The organism is Sphingopyxis sp. CR5 (genome assembly GCF_059693785.1).
Genome location: NZ_JCATIE010000001.1, coordinates 171,470 through 189,734, shown reverse-complemented (window position 1 = coordinate 189,734; position 18,265 = coordinate 171,470). Strand labels below are relative to the sequence as shown.

The window sequence follows — 18,265 nt, the reverse complement described above, 5'->3', positions numbered from 1 at the left end:
ACTCCGGACATCATGCTCTCCTCGCCTGCCCGATAACGGATGTTGAAAGCGGGCGCAAGGAATAGTATTATTATATCTCGAATGGCGCTTGTATTTCGATCATTTTCGTTTTTATAGATTCCTGCCTCAAATCGAAAACAAGCGAACAAGGGGAGAGCCTGAATGAACAAAGCCGTCGAATCGCGCGCATGCGGCCCGTGCCCCCGTCGCCCGCTGCCTATGCCTTTCGACGCATGACCGCTCCCGCACGCCTGCTCGGCGAAGTTCGCCGCGCCAGGATACTGGCATGGCTCCGCGAGGAGGGAAGCGCCCGCGTCCGCGCGCTGGCCGACGCGTTCGACGTGTCCGAAGTCACCGTGCGGCAGGATCTGGAAAAGCTGGAGGCCGACGGCCATATCGTCCGCGAACATGGCGGAGCGTTCCTGAAATCGGTGACCCAGCAGGTCCGGGCCCTCGCGCTCCAGCATCACGAAAATATGGACGAGAAGCGGCGGATCGGCCGCGCGGCCGCGGCGCTGGTATCCGACGGCGAAACGATCATCCTCGATTCGGGATCGACCACCACCGAAGTGGCCGCCGGCCTCGGCGGGCGCCGGGACATGACCGTCATCACCAATGCCCTGAATATCGCACTGATGCTGGGCGCCGAGCCGGGTTTCGACATCCACATGCCCGGCGGACATTTCAAGGCGCCGACGCTGTCGCTCAGCGGCGACCGGTCGGCCGCCTATTTCGAGGGGCTTTTCGCCAAGAAGCTCTTTCTCGCCACCGCGGCGATCGATGTCGACGCCGGACTGACCTACCCGGCGCTGTCCGACATCGCGGTGAAGCGCGCGATGATCGAGGCTGCCGACCATGTCTATCTCGTCGCGGACGCCAGCAAGATCGGCCTGCGGTCCTTCACCGCGCTCGGCGGGCTCGATCTCGTGGGCACGCTGATCACCGACGACCGGATCGGCGACGCCGATCGTGCGGCGATCGAAGGCGCCGGCGTCGAAGTCGTCGTCGCCTGACCGCCCCGGCAGCAGCCATACCCCCAAGGATGAGGATCGAAGCGTGACCAGCAAATTGAAATTCGGAGCCGGCATCTGGCACTTCGCAACCTATGTCGACCGCTACGCCACGGACGGCTACGGACCGCCACGCTCGCTGATCGAGATGATCGACCTCGCGGGACAGGTGGATGACCTGTCGGTGGTCGACATCAACTATCCGTTCGTCGATCCCGGCCTTTCGCTGGACGAGGTCGGCGCCGCGCTCGACCGCAACAGCTTGTCGGTGATCGGCATCACGCCCGAAATCTACACGCGGCAGTTCGCGAAGGGGGCGTTCACCAATCCCGATCCGGGCATCCGCCGCCTGGCCAACGAGATGGTCAACGACGCCGCGAATGTCGTGCGCCACTTCGGCGCCGACTATGTCAAATTGTGGCCGGGGCAGGATGGCTGGGACTATCCCTTTCAGGTCGATCACAAGACGCTGTGGCAACGCAGCATCGACGGTATCGGGGACCTGGCGAGCCAGAACCCCGACCTGAAGTTCGTCATCGAGTACAAGCCGCGCGAACCGCGCGTCCACATGAGCTACGACAGCGTTGCCCGCACCCTGCTGGGGATCGAGAGGATGGGGCTTCCCAATGTCGGCGTCCTGCTCGATTTCGGCCACTCGCTTTACGGCGGGGAATCGCCCGCCGATGCGGCCCAGCTCGCGATCGATCACGGCCGGCTTTTCGGCATGGACGTGAACGACAATTTCCGCAGTTGGGACGACGACCTGATCGCGGGGTCGGTGCACCCGATCGAGCTGTTCGAATTTTTCTACACGCTGCGCAAGAATGGCTGGGAAGGCGTGTGGCAGCTCGACCAATTCCCCTTCCGCGAAGACAGCGTCGCCGCGGCCAATTCGGCGATCGGCTTCCTCAAGGCGATCGACCGTGCGCTCGACAAACTAGATTTCGAAGCGATGCAGGCGGCGCAGGAGCGGCACGATGCCGTTGCCGCGCTCGACCTTGCGCGCCGCGCGCTCTTCACATCCTACTGAGCCGGCGATGATCATTTCGTCGGCGAATGATTTTCGGGAAGCGGCGCGGCGGCGCGTGCCGCGCTTCCTGTTCGACTATGCCGATGGCGGCGCGAATGCAGAGGAGACGCTGCGCCGCAACGTCGGCGATCTTGCCGGCATCGCGCTGCGCCAGCGCGTGCTGAAGGATGTGGCGAGCATCGACCTGTCGACCAGGCTGTTCGGGCGCAAGCTCACCCTGCCCGTCGCGATCGGCCCGGTCGGGATCGGCGGCATGTATGCCCGGCGCGGCGAGTTGCAGGCGGCGCGGGCAGCCGCGGCGGCGGGCATCCCGACCTGCCTGTCCACCGTGTCGATCTGTTCGATCGAAGACGTCGCCCGCGCGGCCGACCCCTTCTGGTTCCAGCTGTACGTCATCCGCGACCGGTCGTTCATGAAGGACCTGATCGCGCGTGCAAAGGCGGCCGGGGCCGAAGCGCTGGTCTTCACCGTCGACATGCCGGTTCCCGGCGCACGCTATCGCGATGCCCATTCGGGCATGTCGGGGCCGCGCGGACCGCTGCGGCGGCTTTTGCAGGCGATGGGAAAGCCCGGCTGGGCGTGGGACGTCGGGTTGCGCGGCAGGCCGCACATGCTGGGCAACCTGCTGCCGGTACTCGGCAAGGATAGCGGACTCAACGACTATATGGGTTGGCTGGGCGCCAATTTCGATCCGTCGATCCAGTGGAAGGATCTCGACTGGATCCGGGCAGAATGGAACGGTCCGCTGATCATCAAGGGCATATTGGATCCCGAGGACGCGCGCGAGGCGGCGGCCATCGGCGCCGATGGCATCGTGGTATCGAACCACGGCGGTCGCCAGCTCGACGGCGTCCTGTCGAGTGCCCGGGCCTTGCCGCCGATCGCCGATGCGGTCGGCGACGCGCTCACGATCCTCGCCGACGGCGGCGTACGCAGCGGGCTGGACGTCGTTCGGATGCTGGCGCTCGGCGCGAAGGGCGTCCTGCTGGGTCGCGCGTGGATTTACGCGCTGGCCGCACAGGGAGAAGCCGGCGTCGCGAAGCTGCTCGAACTGATCGCAAGGGAAATGACCGTCGCGATGACACTGACCGGCGTGAACCGGATTGAGGCGATCGACCGGTCGATCCTTGCCGAAACGCCATGATCTGGAACAGGAAAGCGCCATGAAACTATTGGAAGGAAAAACGGTGCTGGTGACCGGCGGCTCGACCGGCATCGGCCGCGCTGCCGCGATCGGCGCGGCACGGCACGGTGCCCGGGTCGCCATCAACTATGCCTCGAGCGATGCCGCCGCCGAAAGCTGCGTCGCGGCCATCGAGGCCGCAGGGGGCCGGGCGATCGCGGTCAAGGGCGACGTCGCGCTGCCCGAAACCGCGCAGACTTTCGTTGCGCGCGCGCTCGACGCCTTCGGCCGGATCGACGTGATGGTGTCCAACGCGGGCATCTGTCCCTTTCATTCGTTTCTCGATATGCCGGCCGAGACGTTCGAGCGAACCCAGCGCGTCAATATGCACGGCGCCTATTATATGTGCCAGGCCGCCGCGCGGCAGATGGTGGCGCAAGGCGACGGCGGCGCGATCGTTGCGGTATCGTCGATATCGGCCCTCGTCGGCGGCGAATATCAGACGCACTACACGCCGACCAAGGCCGGGGTCCATTCGCTGATGCAGTCGGCCGCCATTGCGCTCGGGCGCCACGGCATCCGGTGCAACAGCGTGCTGCCAGGCACGATCCTGACAGAGATCAACAAGGACGATCTCGCCGACGAGGACAAGCGTCGCTACATGGAATCGCGCACCCCGCTCGGACGCCTGGGACAGCCTGAGGATATGGTCGGGCCCATCATATTCCTGGCCTCCGACATGGCCGCCTATGTCACCGGTGCCGCGCTGCTCGTCGACGGCGGCATGTATGTGAACCTGCAATAGGCGGCGCGCAAAGCGCCCCTGTCGCGGCTTGACCAAATAGTATTATTATATTTATAATCGCAATGGCGCAGCCGCCGCGAGTCTGCGGTGGCGACCCGGCGCGACGACGCCCACGTCCGGGCGGGGCGAGAGGATGTTGTGAAAAGGCGACTTGCGACGATATTGGCGGCGTTCGCGGCCTGCGCCATTGGGAAGCCGGCGTGCGCGGCCGCTACGCCCCTTCCGCAGCTTTCGGTCTCGGCGAACCACCGCTACCTCGAGGCAGGGGGCAAACCCTGGTTCTGGCTCGGCGATACCGCTTGGCTGTTGCTGAGCCGCCTCGACCGCGACGAAACCGAACATTATCTGACCGTGCGCGAGCGACAGGGCTTCAACGTCGTCCAGGTGATGCTGCTGCACACGCCGCAGATGACGAGCCGTTACGGCGCGCCTGCGCTTGTCGACGGCGACCCCGCGCGGCCGCGCACGACCGCCGGGCGGGATCCTGCAAAGCCCGGCGAATACGATTATTGGGATCATGTCGACTGGATGGTCGATCGCGCCGCCGCTCACGGCATCTATGTCGCGATGGTTCCGGCATGGGGCGATCTTGCCACCGACCGCCAGCTCACCGAAGCCAACGCCGCGGTCTATGGACGCTTCCTCGCCGAACGCTATGGCAAACGGACGAATGTCGTCTGGCTCAACGGCGGCGACACGCGATCCGAATCGCGCACGGCGGTCTGGGATGCGCTGGGGACCACCATAAAGGCCATCGCGCCCCAGCAGTTGATGACCTTTCATCCGATCGGCCGCACATCGTCGCTGTGGCAGTGGCATCAGGCGCCGTGGCTCGATTTCAACATGTTCCAGTCGGGACATCGCGCCTATGATCAGGAAGGGCCGAACGCGATCGGCGAGGACAATTGGCGCTACGTCGCCGAGGCCTGGGCGCGCTCTCCCGCCAAGCCGGTGCTCGACGGCGAGCCGAGCTACGAGAATATTCCGCATGGCCTGCACGAACCCGCCGGCGCCCCGCGATGGCAGGCCGCCGACGTGCGTCGCTACGCATGGTGGGCGGTGATGGCGGGCGCCTTCGGGCACACCTATGGCGAAAACCATGTGATGCAAATGTATCTGCCGGGCGCCGACACCGCCAATTTCGAGCCTGTCCTCCCCTGGTATGAGGCGCTGGAGGCGCCTGGCGCACCGGGGGCGGACCAGATGCGCCATCTGAAAGCACTCGTCGAATCGCGCCCGATGACCGGCCGCGTGCCCGATCAGGCGATGATCCTCGACAACGCTCCGCGCCACGACCGCATTCTCGCCAGCCGCGGCGACCGCTACGCCTTTGCCTACAGCTACACCGGCCGCCCGTTCACGATGCGGCTTGGGATCATCGCGGGGCGAACGGTTCGCGCCGCCTGGTATTCTCCGCGCAACGGCACGGTGACACCGATCGGTAGCTTCGCCAATCGCGGCACACGCCGCTTCGACCCACCGGGCGAGACCGCGCCGGGCAATGATTGGGCCCTCGTGCTCGACGATGCGGCCGCCGCCTTTCCCGCCCCGGGCACAACAGGAACCAGTTCGTGAACCAACAGCCTTCCATCGACATCGCCGCGACCCGCGGCCTGCCGAAAATCCGTCACGTCCGCGCTTTTACCCTGCGCGGCGGCGGCGCCGACTATCACGACCAGGGCGAGGGCCACTGGATCGACGACCATATCGCGACGCCGATGAGCCGCTATCCCGAATATCGCGCGTCGCGGCAGAGCTTCGGGATCAACGTGCTCGGCACGTTGGTGGTGGAGATCGAAGCCGAGGACGGGACCATCGGCTTTGCGGTGACCACGGGGGGCGAGCCCGCCTGCTTCATCGTCGAACGGCACCTGTCGCGCTTCCTGGTCGGGCGCAACCCGACCGAGGTAGAGAAAATCTGGGACCAGATGTATTTCTCGACCCTCTATTATGGCCGCAAGGGGCTGGTCGTGAATGCGATCTCGGGCGTCGACCTCGCGCTTTGGGACCTTCTCGGCAAGCTGCGCGGCGAGCCCGTCTATCATATGCTCGGCGGCGCGGTGCGCGACGAACTTCAGTTTTATGCGACCGGAGCGCGCCCCGATCTTGCGAAGGAAATGGGATTTATCGGCGGCAAACTGCCGCTCCACCACGGTCCGGCCGAGGGGCTGGAAGGGCTGGAGAAAAATATCGCGCTGCTGGCCGACATGCGGGCGAAATGCGGGGACGATTTCTGGCTGATGTACGATTGCTGGATGAGCCTCGACCTCGATTATGCGACGCGCCTTGCCCATCGCGCGTGGGACGAGTGCGGTCTCAAATGGATCGAGGAGGCGCTGTCGCCCGACGATTATTGGGGATATGCTGCACTCAGGAAGCAGGCGCCCAAAGGGCTGCTCGTCACGACCGGCGAGCACGAGGCGACGCGCTGGGGCTTTCGCATGCTGATGGACATGGAATGCTGCGACATCGTCCAGCCAGACGTCGGCTGGTGCGGAGGCGTGACCGAACTGATCAAGATCGCCAACTATGCCGACAGCAAGGGCGTCCTGATGGTACCCCACGGGTCTTCGGTGTACAGCTATCATTTCGTGATTACCCGTCACAATTCGCCGTTCGCGGAATTTCTGATGATGCACCCCGGACCCAGCGAAGTGGTGCCGATGTTCGCCCCCCAGTTGCTTGGCGAACCGGTTCCCGAGCGGGGCCGCATCCGCGCGACCGCGCTCGACAAGCCGGGTTTCGGCGTCGAGCTCAATCGCGACATCGCCCTTCACCGTCCCTATTCGAACTGAGGAAAGACCGATATGAAACTCTGTCGCTATGGCGCCCCCGGCGCCGAAAAGCCGGGCCTGATCGACGCCGAAGGGCGTATCCGCGATCTTGGCGCCCATGTCGCCGACATCGACCCCGCAGCGATCGGCAAGGACGGCCTTGCGAAGCTCGCCGCGCTCGACCCCGCCTCGCTGCCACTCGTCGAAGGCGACGTGCGCTATGGCGCCTGTGTCGCCGGGACCCGCCATTTCGTTGCGATCGGCCTCAACTACGCCGATCATGCCGCCGAATCGAACTTGCCGATCCCCGAAGAGCCGGTCGTCTTCAACAAGTGGGTCGGTTGCATCCAGGGACCGAACGATCCCGTGACGATCCCCAGGGATTCCGAAAAAACCGACTGGGAGGTCGAACTGGGCGTCGTCATCGGCACCCGTGCCTCCTATGTTGCCGAAGCCGATGCCCTCGACCATGTCGCGGGCTATTGCGTCGTCAACGACGTATCCGAACGCCACTGGCAGCAGGAGCGCGGGATGACCTGGGACAAGGGCAAGGGCTTTCCCACCTTCGGACCTGTCGGCCCCTGGCTCGTCACCGCGGACGAAGTCGGCGACCCCCAAAAGCTGGCGATGTGGCTGTCGGTCAATGGCAAGCGCGTGCAGGACGGCAGCACCGGCACGATGATCTTCACCGTGGCCCAGATCGTGGCCTATGTGTCGCAGTTCATGACCCTTGAACCCGGCGACATCATCACCACCGGCACCCCGCCGGGAGTCGGCCTCGGCCAAAAGCCCGAACCCTGGTATCTGAGGGCCGGCGATGTCGTCGAACTCGGCATCGAAAAGCTGGGGCAGCAGCGTCAGGATTTCGTGGCATGGCGGGCGTGAAGGGGCGCTTTGCGGACCGCGTCGCGGTCGTCACCGGCGGCGCCGCAGGCATCGGCCGCGCCGCCGCCGAGCGGCTGGCCGCCGAAGGCGCAAAGGTCAGCGTGTGGGACGTTTCCGAAGCCGCGCTTGCTGATTGCGGGTTCGCAGCGCACAGCGCGCGCGTCGACCAGTCGGACGAAGCGGCGGTCACGAAAGCGGCGGCGGATGTCGTCGCCAGGCTCGGCCGGCTCGACATATTGGTCGTATCGGCGGGGATCACCGGACCGAACGAAACGCTCGAACATTATCCGTCCGACGCCTGGCGCCAGGTCATGGCGATCAACCTCGACGGCACCTTCTTCTGCAACAAGGCGGCGATCCCGCATATGAAGGCGAACGGCTATGGCCGGATCGTCAACATCGCTTCGGTCGCCGGCAAGGAGGGCAACCCCAATGCCTCGGCCTATTCGACATCGAAGGCGGCCGTGATCGGGCTGACGAAGTCGCTCGGAAAAGAGCTGGCGAAGGACAATATCACCGTCAATGCCGTCACCCCGGCGGCGGTCCGCACCGCCATTTTCGACCAGATGACGCAGGCGCATATCGATTTCATGCTGTCGAAGATCCCGATGGGGCGCTTTGGCACGGTGGACGAAAATGCGGCGATGATCTGTTTCCTCGCCAGCGAGGACGCGAGCTTCTCGACCGGCGCGGTATTCGACACGTCGGGCGGCCGGGCGACCTATTGACATGGCCATCCGCCCTCCCCTCGTCGATCCGCACGTCCATCTGTGGGATCTGTCGCACATCCGCTACCCGTGGCTGACACCGCCCTTCGACAGCGACAATCCCAACGGCAGCGTCGAACCGATCGCCGCCGACTATCTGCTCGACGCCTATCTTGCCGATGCGAACCGATGGGATGTCCGCGGGATCGTGCATATCGACGCCGGCGCCCACCCCGACGATGCGCTCAGGGAAACCGAATGGCTTCAGGCGATGGCGGACGATCGCGGCCTGCCGAGCGGAATCGTCGCCTTCGCCGCGCTCGACGACCCGGGCGTCGGGACGCTCCTCGGCCGTCATGCCGAGCATGCGCGCGTTCGCGGCATCCGTCACATCGTCAACTGGCATCCCGACCCGGCGCGCAGCTATGCTCCCGACGACGTTACCACCAGCGATGCCTGGGAGCGCGGTTTCGCGTTGCTCCGAAATCACGGGCTGAGCTTCGACTTGCAGGCCTATGCCGGTCAGTTCGACCATCTCGCGGCGCTGTTCGCGCGGCATCCCGACACGCAAGTCGTCATCGATCACGCCGGAATGGCGATTCCGGACGACCCCGACGGCTGGGACCTGTGGCGCCGCGGCATGGCGGCGCTCGCGGCGCTGCCCCACGTCGCGGTCAAGATATCGGGAATGGGCTTTACCTGGCGGCCGTGGACTATCGAACGGGCGCGTCCCTATGTACTCGAAGCGATCGAGATGTTCGGCGGAGCGCGCACGATGTTCGCGAGCAACTTCCCGACCGACAAATTGTTCGGCAGCTTCGATAAGCATTTCGACGCCTATGATGCGATCACCGCCGATTTCACGGCCGACGAACGCCACGCCCTGTTCGCTGGCAACGCGAACCGCATCTATCGGCTCGGGCTCGACATATAGGGGTCCCGATCATGCGTATCGTCGACCTGCGCGCGGAGCATAGTCCGGACTTGCTCGGAACCGAGGAATCGCGGCCGCGCCTGTCCTGGCGGATGGAGAGCGACACGCGGGGCGCCGCGCAGCACAGCTATCGCATCCGTGCCGCCGCCAGCGCGCAGGCGCTGAACGATGGCGTCCTGCTGTGGGATAGCGGCACGGTCGCCTCTCGCGCCTCGCTCGACATTGCGTGGGATGGCCCTGCCTTCGCGTCGGGGCAGCGCCTGTGGTGGGATGTCGAAATCAACGGCGCGGTCCGGTCCGGTCCGGCGTGGTTCGAGACCGGGCTGCTCGCCCCCGACGACTGGCGCGGCGACTGGATCGAAGCCGAAGATGCGTTGGCCGCAGGCGACCGGGCGGCAGGCGTTCGGTGGATGTGGGGCGAACAGGCGCTCGATCCGCGCCGCCATGCCTTCCGGCTCGATTTCGACGCGCCCGACGACCTTGTTCGCGCCGAACTGCTGATAGCCGGCAAGGATCATCTGCGCGGCGTCTGGGTCAATGGCGCGCCGTCGCCGCTCGACCGGCCATTCGACTGGGACAGCGCGCTTCCCTTCTGGGGAACGCTCGCCGCCTACGACGGCGAGGTCGTGCCCGGCCGCAACTGTCTTTGCGCGCTCGTCGAAGCCGATACCGAAGGCTTTTTTCCGGTCGACGGCGGGGCCTTCGCGGCGCTTGTCCGCCTGCACCGGGCGGATGGCCGCATCGACCGGATCACCGCGGATGCGTTCCGGGTCTTGCCCGATCCGCCGGAGGGGTGGATGGCCCCCGGTTTCGATGCGAACGGCTGGCCCCCAGTCGTTCCCAGCACCTCCTGGGCGCAGGGTGACCCGCGTCCGAGCGAGCCCGCGATGTTGCTGCGCACCGAATTCTTGTCCGACAAGCCCATTGTCGCCGCGCGCCTTTATGCGACCGCGCTGGGCGCCTATGAGGCGCGGATCAACGGAGAGCGCGTATCCGACGGCATTCTCGCGCCCGAAATGACGGTCGCGAAAAGTCACATTCTTTATCAATGCTACGACGTCACCGCGCACCTTATCGAGGGCGTCAATTGCCTCGCGGCGCTCGTCGGCGACGGCTGGTACGCCAGCCCGTTCGGCTGGCGGATCGAACGCTACGGCTTTGGCCCCGCACCCCGCCGCTTTCGCGCCCAGTTGCGTCTCGACTATGCCGACGGCAGCCGGCAATGGGTCGCCACCGGACCGGACTGGACGATCGCGCCGTCCGCGGTGATCCGATCGGAAATCTACGACGGCGAAACCTATGACGCGCGCGCCGAGCGCCCGGGCTGGGATCGCCCCGGCTTCGACGCAGCGGATTGGGCGCGCGCCCGCGTGGGCGCGTCACCGGACACCCGGCTCGTCGCGCAAACCTCGCCCGCCATCGAGCGACGAAGCACCCGCCGCGCGCTGTCGGTCACCGAACCCGCCCCGGGTCGTTTCGTGTTCGATTTCGGCCAGAATATGTCCGGCTGGGCCCGGATCCGCGCGCGCGGCCCTGCCGGCACGACGATCGTCGCCAAATTCGCCGAACTGCTGGCTCCGGACGGCACCGCCGACCTGGCAAACCTGCGTCTCGCCGAAGCGACCGACCGGTTCACACTGGCCGGCACCGGCGCGCCCGAAAGTTTCGAACCGCATTTCACCTATCACGGGTTTCGCTATGTCGAAGTGACCGGATGGCCGGGCACCCCGACCGGCAGCGACGTCGAGGCAGTGGTCGTCCACAGCGCATGCCGCGAGGTCGGCCACATGGATTTCCCCGATGCGCCCTTGCTGCAAGCGTTCTGGAACAACGCGCTGTGGAGCCAGCGCAGCAACTTTTTTGCCGTGCCCACCGATTGCCCTCAGCGCGACGAGCGGATGGGGTGGATGGGCGACATTCAGGTCTTTCTCGACGCCGCGGCGTTCAATATGGAAGTCGACCCCTTCACGCGGCGCTTCCTTCGCGAGGCGCGCGCTGCGCAGCGTCCCGACGGCGCCTATCCGATCGTCGTTCCCCAACCGCTCTCCTTTCCGGACGTCGTGACGGCGGGCTGGAGCGAGGCCGGCATCATCCTGCCGTGGCAGCTGTGGCAACGCTATGGCGACACCGCCGCGATCGAAGAAAACTGGACCGCGATGGAAGCCTGGATGGATTTCGTCGCACGCTCAAACCCCGACCATGTCTGGCGCCACGAGCGCGGGCTCGATCTCGGCGACTGGCTGTCGGTCGATGCCATCGCGCCGGACGACGAAACGACGCCGCGCGCGCTGTGCGCGACCGCCTATTGGGCGTGGTCCGCCGCGTTGATGGCGGACATGGCAGCGGCGACCGGGCGCGACGACGACGCGGTCCGCTATCGCCGGTTGCGGACCGCGATCGGTACCGCCTTCCGGGCCGAGTTCGTCGATGCCGAAGGTCGCTGCGGCAACGGCAGCCAAACAAGCCACATCGTGTCGCTCTACATGGATCTCGTCCCCCCTGCCCTGCGGGCCGATGCCGCCGATATGTTGGCCGCCGACATCCGCCGTCGCGGCATGACGCTCTCGACCGGCTTCCTCGGCACCCCCTATCTGCTCGACGTGCTCGCGGATGCCGGCAAGTTCGACGAAGTGGCGGGCCTGCTGTTGCAGACCGCCTATCCGAGCTGGGGCTATATGGTCGCACAGGGAGCGACGACGATGTGGGAGCGCTGGAACGGGGATACCGGCGACCTCGCGATGAACAGCTACAACCATTACGCCTTTGGGGCGGTGGTCGGATTCTTCTATCGCCGTCTGGCCGGCATCGCTCCGGCCGCGCCGGGATTCGCTCGCATCGCCGCGCGTCCCTTGTGGCTGCCCGCCGTTGGCCGCGTCGCCGCCCGCTTCGATTCGCCCGTCGGACGGATCGAAGCCGCCACGCAGGGCGATGCCGACGGGTTGACGCGCTTCACGCTTGTCGTCCCGGCCAATGCGGTCGCGGACGTCGAGCTGCCGCCGGGAGAGTGGAAAGAGAGCGGCGTGATGCTGTCCGGCCACCCCGACGTCGCCGCCTTTGTCCACACGCCCGACGGACCGCGCTTCGAGGTCGGCGCGGGGCGCTATGATTTCAGGATCTAGGGTCAGGACCCATTAATTGTACGATCGAGGTTTGAAGCGATTTTGTTCAGTGCGAGGCGGAAAGGCGAAGGAATATGTCGATATTTCAAGCCTTTCCAACGACGCAATGGACAAAATCGGTCAACTCCCGAAGGGACGCCGAAATGGCTTCGATCTCGGGCCCGCGCGGCCTTGCGGGTAGCGATGCTACCCGCTGCGCCCGCCCGAACCCGATATCTTCGCCATTTCGACGCCTCGAACGTGCAATTAATGGGTCCTGACCCTAAGGCTGCCCCGGGGCCGCGCCCCTAACCTTTCCTTCTACCCGCCACGGCTTCGATCCGCCCAACCCCGTGGCCGATGATATCCTTCATCGCCCGGGCTGCGCCGTCCCCGTCGCCGGCCTCGATCGCATCGACGATGCGCCCGTGGCCGCGAACGCTGGCGCGATGCGCCTCGACCTCGTTCACCGGCGAGCTCATCCGGAACGACGCAACGAGCGCGGTTTCGATCACCGCCGACAAGGATCGCATCAGCGCATTGCCCGACGCGCGCCCCACCGCTTCGTGGAACGCAAGGTCGGCTTCGGCGAACGCGCGCGCATCGCTGGTCGCCGCATCCATACGCGCCAACGCATCGCGCATCGCCGCGACGTCGGCGTCGCTGCGGCGCTTGGCGGCCGCCTCCGCTGCGGCCGATTCGACCGCCACGCGCACTTCGGCCAGCGAACGGATGAAGGCGAGGTCGAACTCCTGGCTCACCTTCCAGGACAGAATGTCGGCGTCGAAGAAATTCCAGTGCGAGCTGTCGAGCACGGTCGTCCCGACCCGCGGCTTGGCCGCGATCAGCCCCTTGGCGGTCAGCGTCTTGAACACCTCGCGCAGCACCGTCCGCGATACGCCAAAGCGTTTCAATATGTCGGCTTCCTGCGGCAGCTTCGACCCGGCGGGGTACACGCCCGCCAGGATCTCGTTGCCCAAAGCCTGCGCCACATGATCGTGGCTCGATCGCGTCCCGTCGGCGAAACGGCCGAAGCCGCTCCGCTCGGCACCCCTGTTTGCATCTCCGAATTCGGTCAAATCTGGCTTCCTGCGGCGAAACACCCGTCACGGCCACGACGCAGGCGCTCCCCGCCGCCGCCCGCCTGGACACCCCTCTTCCTTATTTTGGAGTTCGACACCTGTAAACGACTGTCGCGGACGTGACCCCTGGATATCGGCTTCGGCGAAGTCCGCGCCAGCCCGTCCGTGCGGTCCTTGCCCGCCCCCGCGCGCGGGGTTAGACCTCGCCCATGACCGACGACAAAATCTTCATCAGCGCGAACGAACTGCTCGCCGATTCGATGCGGCTCGGGCGGCAGGTGCTGGACAGCGGCTTCGCGCCGACGCATCTCGTCGGCATCTGGCGCGGCGGCGCGCCGGTCGGCATCGCGGTGCAGGAACTGCTCGACTATCATGGCGTGCCCTGCGACCATATCGCGATCCGCACCTCCTCCTACCACGGCATCGACCGCCAGGACCCGGTGGTGCGGGTTTTCGCGCTCGGCTATCTGATCGACACGCTGAACCCCGACGACCGGCTGCTGCTGATCGACGACGTCTTCGATTCGGGGCGCAGCATCCGTGCGTTCCTTGCCGAACTGAAAGCACGTTGCCGCTACAACATGCCGCGCGACATCCGCATCGCGACCGTCTGGTACAAGCCGGGGCGCAACGTCACCGACCTCGCGCCCGACTATTTCGTCCACGAAACCGACCGCTGGCTGATCTTCCCGCACGAGATCGACGGGCTCTCCGAAGCCGAAATCCGCCGCCACAAGCCAGAGGCAGCGATCATCCTCGGCGAAGAGGCGGCACGCACCGATGGCTGAGGGCTTCGCCTCCGCCGCCGAGCGCGCCGCCTTTATCGACGGCCTGCCCAAGGCCGAGCTCCATCTCCATATCGAAGGCTCGCTCGAGCCCGAGCTGATGTTCGACCTCGCGCGCCGCAACGACATCGCGATCCCCTTCGCCTCGGTCGAAGAGGTGCGCGCCGCCTATGCCTTCTCGAACCTCCAGGATTTTCTCGACATCTATTATCAGGGGATGAGCGTCCTCCACACCGAGCAGGATTTCCACGACCTCACCGCCGCCTATCTCGACCGCGCCCGCGCCGACAGCGTGCGGCATGTCGAAATCTTCTTCGATCCGCAGGGGCATACCGCGCGCGGCGTCGCCTTCGACACGGTGATGGCGGGCATCACCCGCGCGCTCGACGACGCGCGCGAACGCCACGGCATCACCTCGAAGCTCATCCTCTGCTTCCTGCGCCATCTGAGCGAGGCGGAGGCGCAGGCGACGCTCGACGAAGCGATGCCGTGGCTGCACCGGATCGACGGCGTCGGGCTCGATTCCTCCGAAGTCGGTCACCCGCCGTCGAAGTTCGCGCGCGTCTTCGCCCGCGCCCGCGGCCTCGGGCTCAAACTCGTCGCGCACGCGGGCGAGGAAGGGCCGCCCGACTATGTCCGCGAAGCCCTCGACCTGTTGCGGGTCGACCGCATCGACCACGGCAACCGCAGCCTCGAAGACCCCGCGCTCGTGGCGCGCCTCGCGGCCGAAGGCATGTGCCTGACCGTCTGCCCGCTGTCGAACGTCAAGCTCTGCGTCGTCGGCGACATCGCCGACCATCCCTTGAAGGCGATGCTCGACGCCGGCCTCCACGCCACCGTAAACAGCGACGACCCCAGCTATTTCGGCGGCTATATCGGTGCCAATTACCACGCGGTCGCCGACGCGCTCGACCTGTCGCGGGACGAGCTTGCCACCCTCGCGCGCAACAGCTTCACCGGCTCGTTCCTCGATGCCGACGACCAGGCGCCACACCTCGCCGCGATAGAGGCCTACGCGAAAGCCGGCTAACCGGCACGGGTGACCGCGCGGGCAGAGGCGCGCGCGGGGGCGGAGAACCCGGCCGCGACACTGCGCGGTACGGTGCCGACATGCCCCCGGAGCCTGTCCCGCTTTGGTGGAATCAGAGCCGGAAAAACGCTAGAATTTTCCGCGCACGGAAAAGACGAAGATCGGGCCGATCAGGCGGTCGCGGCTTTCGTGGAACAGCACCGGGCTCGCCCCGCGCACGCCTTCATACACCGTGCGCTCGCGCCGCGACCGCGCGTTGACCGCGTTCGACAGCTGCGCCCGCACCGTCATCCCCAGCACATCCTTGTTCTCGACGAACACCGAAGCGAAAACCGGCCCCTCCCACGTTCGATTGGTTTCGTTGCGGCGGTAATTGGGCTGGTAATGGGCATAGTTCGCATTCAGTCCCCACGCCCAGTCGCTGCCGGGAATATCGTGACGCAGCGCAACCTCGGCATAGCTGTCCTGGAACCCGCTCCACTGGCGCTTGCGGCCGGTAAACGGATCGCGCAGGCTCGACGTTTCAAGGTCGACGCTCGCATCGATGCGTACGCCCTTCAGCCCGGCTGGATCGAGGTTGATCGTCGCCGACACCACCGCCGCCGCGGCCCAGGCCTTGGGGATATTGCCGACCGACTCGCCCGCGCCCACCGGCACGATGTCGACGAAATCCTCGGCATCGACATATACGAGCTGGACCTTGGTCGATCCCCATTTGCCGAGCGACATATTGCCTTCGAACTCGTACCGCCATTCCTGCTGCGGCCTCAGCTCGTTGTTGCCGCTATTGTTGTTCCCGTCGCCCAGAAAGGCCCGCGCGAGGAAGTCATAGAAGTCGAGCTGGCGCACCCGCCGCTTGATCTTCAGCGACAGATCGACCCCCTGTTCGGGCGTCCAGGACAGGGTCAGCGATCCCTTGGGACGAAAGAAACTGCGTTCCAGCCCGCTCATGCCGGTCTGGGTCAGCGTCGAATGTTCGGCGCCGCCGGTAAGCTGGAACGACAGCCGGTCGGTCAGCTTGCGGCCAAAGCTCAGCATCGCCTCATAGCGATCCTCGCTGACTCCCCCGCTTCCTTCCGGGAACGGCTCTTCGACGAAATCGCCCGATAGCGGATCGAGCGAATAGAGACGCGAGACGTTGTCGAGCGTGTTGAACGCCGCCTCGCCCGATATTTCCCAGTCCCCGCCCAGCATCGGCCACTGATATTCGCCGCGCCCGATCGTCTCGCCGACGTCGCCGACCTGGCTGAAGCGATCGCCGACCGCCGCCGACCCGTCGACCGGGGCGAGCACCACTTCCTGCGTATAGGGTTCGTGACTGAACCGGCGCAGCCCTATCAGCTTCAGCTTCCCCGGCCCTAGCCCGAACTGATAGTCGCCGCTCAGCTCGTAATTCCACGTGTCCTGCGTCTCGCGGATCGTCCGGATCCGGTCGGGCAGGCCGGGCGCGACCCAATAGCCATCCTCGTCATAGTGATAATATTTGCGCTGATAATGCGCCCCCAGATGCGCGATGCTGTCGCCCTTGGGGTCCCATGTCAGCCGCGCCGACAGCTTCGGCGAATCCTGATGCGTATTCCAGATGTCCTTGCGCCGTTCGATCACTTCGCCGGCGCCGTTGGTGATGACCGTCGGGCCACCCGCGCCGCTGCGCGAACTGTCGTCGTTGTTGAGCCCCAGCTCATATTCGACCGTGCCCTTGCGCCCGCGCACCGAGATGTCCCCGCGCGTCAGCAAGGGGTCGGTATAATGCGGCCGCGCCTGCGGCTTCCACGAAAACTGGCCCGAAAAACTGTCGGCGCGAAACACCAGATTGGCGACCTGACCTGACAGGCCGGGAATGTCGAGCCCCGCGCCCTCGACGATCTCGATCCGCTCGACATTGGCGGCGGGGATGCGCGTCAACAGCGTATAGATGTCGTCGGACTTGGTCGACGGGCGCGTGCCGTTGAACAGCACATTGCCCGTCGCCTGCCCCAACCCGCGCACCTCGTCATTGTCCCGGATCGAAAAGCCCGGAACCTGCGTCAGCATGTCATATGCGTTGCGCGGCGCATATCGCACGAAATCGGCGGGGGCATAGATTTGCCCTTGGGCATCCGCCCCCTGCATCACCGATCCCTCGACGGCCGGCGTGTCGCCCGGCGCGCCCGTGTCATCGGCCAGAGCGGGCTGGATCGTCAGCGCCGCCGCGACGGCGGCCAGGCTGGCAACGCGTCTCACCGGCGCGCTCCCGCTTCGTTCATCCGCCGCGCATAGTCGCCGGTGACGCCCAGCGCCTTCATCGCCACGATATCCTCGGCCGACAGGTCGTCATAGCCCGCCGCCGCCAGCTCGCGGACATAGGCCGGATCGACGCCGAGCGCGCGACAGGCCAGCGCGTCGTCGATCGAGTCGAGCTTCATCGGCGCGCGCTTGAGGTCGCGGACATAGGCCGGGGTCACGTGCAGCGCCGCGGCCGCGATCAGGTCGCCGCTATCGTCGGGGCGCAGCCCCGCGCGGGTCAGCCCGTCGGCAAGGTCTGTCGTCGCATCGACCAGCAGCATCGCGAGCAGGTCGCGCGGCCCGTCCGGAGACAGGCCGCGCTCCGACAGCGCGCGCTCGAACGTCGCATCGGACGCAAAGCGGCATTCGCCGTCGCCATCGTTGCGCCTCGCAAGGCGGCCCGTGCAGGCGAGCGTGCCCGCTTGATGCGCGATCCGGAACGCCACCGCGCCGGCTGCCCCCGACAGCGCGCGTTTCGCGGGCTCGACCTCGGGGCGCGATCCGTCGAGCGCCAGCGTGCTGTTCGATCCGGCGCTGCGGATGCGCAGGCGCGGTTCGTCGCCACCGTCGCCATCGGGGGGCAGAATATCCCAGCGAATGTCGGTCAGCGTCGGCGCCGCACCGATCGGCTGCATGGGCGCGGCGGATACGAGCGCCGACAGCATCGCAAGGCCGGTGGTTACAATCAGGGTTTTCATGGCACGTCTCCTCCGGGCCGAGAATCGCGGACGAGCGCC

15 protein-coding genes are annotated in these 18,265 nt (G+C 66.1%); 12 read left to right on the top strand and 3 right to left on the bottom strand.

Annotated features, from left to right (window positions below):
• Positions 1-233 precede the first annotated feature (233 nt).
• From AC58D2_RS00900 to AC58D2_RS00855, 10 genes are all read left to right on the top strand, one after another.
• Positions 234-1,013 carry a DeoR/GlpR family DNA-binding transcription regulator gene (locus AC58D2_RS00900; RefSeq protein WP_497386417.1) on the top strand — a complete coding sequence of 260 codons (780 nt, stop codon included), beginning with the start codon at positions 234-236 and terminating at the stop codon, positions 1,011-1,013.
• A 43-nt stretch (positions 1,014-1,056) separates the two neighbouring features.
• The gene (locus AC58D2_RS00895; RefSeq protein WP_497386415.1) at positions 1,057-2,040 is read left to right on the top strand and encodes a sugar phosphate isomerase/epimerase family protein; all 984 of its coding nucleotides are present in this window, start codon (positions 1,057-1,059) and stop codon (positions 2,038-2,040) included.
• Positions 2,041-2,047: 7 nt separating this feature from the next.
• The gene (gene lldD / locus AC58D2_RS00890) at positions 2,048-3,184 is read left to right on the top strand and encodes an FMN-dependent L-lactate dehydrogenase LldD (RefSeq protein WP_497386413.1); all 1,137 of its coding nucleotides are present in this window, start codon (positions 2,048-2,050) and stop codon (positions 3,182-3,184) included.
• Between the two features lie 19 nt (positions 3,185-3,203).
• On the top strand, positions 3,204-3,968 hold the full coding sequence (gene lra1, locus AC58D2_RS00885) for an L-rhamnose 1-dehydrogenase Lra1 (protein ID WP_497386411.1): 765 nt from the start codon (positions 3,204-3,206) through the stop codon (positions 3,966-3,968).
• Between the two features lie 87 nt (positions 3,969-4,055).
• A complete protein-coding gene (locus tag AC58D2_RS00880; RefSeq protein WP_497386409.1) occupies positions 4,056-5,543 on the top strand; it encodes a glycoside hydrolase family 140 protein in 1,488 nt (495 codons plus the stop codon).
• Positions 5,540-6,763 carry an L-rhamnonate dehydratase gene (gene rhmD, locus AC58D2_RS00875; protein ID WP_497386407.1) on the top strand — a complete coding sequence of 408 codons (1,224 nt, stop codon included), beginning with the start codon at positions 5,540-5,542 and terminating at the stop codon, positions 6,761-6,763. The genes AC58D2_RS00880 and rhmD overlap by 4 nt, the downstream gene beginning before the upstream one ends.
• A 12-nt stretch (positions 6,764-6,775) precedes the next feature.
• On the top strand, positions 6,776-7,627 hold the full coding sequence (locus AC58D2_RS00870) for a fumarylacetoacetate hydrolase family protein (protein WP_497386405.1): 852 nt from the start codon (positions 6,776-6,778) through the stop codon (positions 7,625-7,627).
• The gene (locus AC58D2_RS00865) at positions 7,615-8,355 is read left to right on the top strand and encodes an SDR family NAD(P)-dependent oxidoreductase (protein WP_497386403.1); all 741 of its coding nucleotides are present in this window, start codon (positions 7,615-7,617) and stop codon (positions 8,353-8,355) included. The genes AC58D2_RS00870 and AC58D2_RS00865 overlap by 13 nt, the downstream gene beginning before the upstream one ends.
• 1 nt (position 8,356) lies before the next feature.
• On the top strand, positions 8,357-9,268 hold the full coding sequence (locus tag AC58D2_RS00860) for an amidohydrolase family protein (protein ID WP_497386401.1): 912 nt from the start codon (positions 8,357-8,359) through the stop codon (positions 9,266-9,268).
• 11 nt (positions 9,269-9,279) lie between these two features.
• A complete protein-coding gene (locus tag AC58D2_RS00855) occupies positions 9,280-12,387 on the top strand; it encodes a family 78 glycoside hydrolase catalytic domain (RefSeq protein ID WP_497386399.1) in 3,108 nt (1,035 codons plus the stop codon).
• Between the two features lie 287 nt (positions 12,388-12,674).
• Here the strand turns inward: AC58D2_RS00855 and AC58D2_RS00850 are convergent, their stop codons facing one another.
• Positions 12,675-13,445, bottom strand: a complete 771-nt coding sequence (locus tag AC58D2_RS00850; RefSeq protein WP_497386397.1) for a FadR/GntR family transcriptional regulator — start codon at positions 13,443-13,445, stop codon at positions 12,675-12,677.
• A 212-nt stretch (positions 13,446-13,657) separates the two neighbouring features.
• Between AC58D2_RS00850 and AC58D2_RS00845 the strand changes: the two genes are divergently transcribed.
• Together AC58D2_RS00845 and AC58D2_RS00840 are read left to right on the top strand one after the other, a co-directional pair.
• Positions 13,658-14,236: a phosphoribosyltransferase gene (locus tag AC58D2_RS00845; RefSeq protein WP_497386395.1), complete on the top strand. Its 579-nt coding sequence runs from the start codon at positions 13,658-13,660 to the stop codon at positions 14,234-14,236.
• Positions 14,229-15,263 (top strand): adenosine deaminase, encoded by a 1,035-nt coding sequence (locus AC58D2_RS00840; RefSeq protein ID WP_497386393.1) that lies wholly within the window; start codon positions 14,229-14,231, stop codon positions 15,261-15,263. Before AC58D2_RS00845 ends, AC58D2_RS00840 begins: the two co-directional genes overlap by 8 nt.
• A gap of 129 nt (positions 15,264-15,392) precedes the next feature.
• On the opposite strand, the gene AC58D2_RS00835 is transcribed toward AC58D2_RS00840, so the two are convergent.
• On the bottom strand, positions 15,393-17,486 hold the full coding sequence (locus AC58D2_RS00835) for a TonB-dependent receptor plug domain-containing protein (protein WP_497386391.1): 2,094 nt from the start codon (positions 17,484-17,486) through the stop codon (positions 15,393-15,395).
• The gene (locus tag AC58D2_RS00830) at positions 17,483-18,226 is read right to left on the bottom strand and encodes a hypothetical protein (RefSeq protein ID WP_497386389.1); all 744 of its coding nucleotides are present in this window, start codon (positions 18,224-18,226) and stop codon (positions 17,483-17,485) included. The genes AC58D2_RS00835 and AC58D2_RS00830 overlap by 4 nt, the downstream gene beginning before the upstream one ends.
• Between the last annotated feature and the right edge of the window lie 39 nt (positions 18,227-18,265).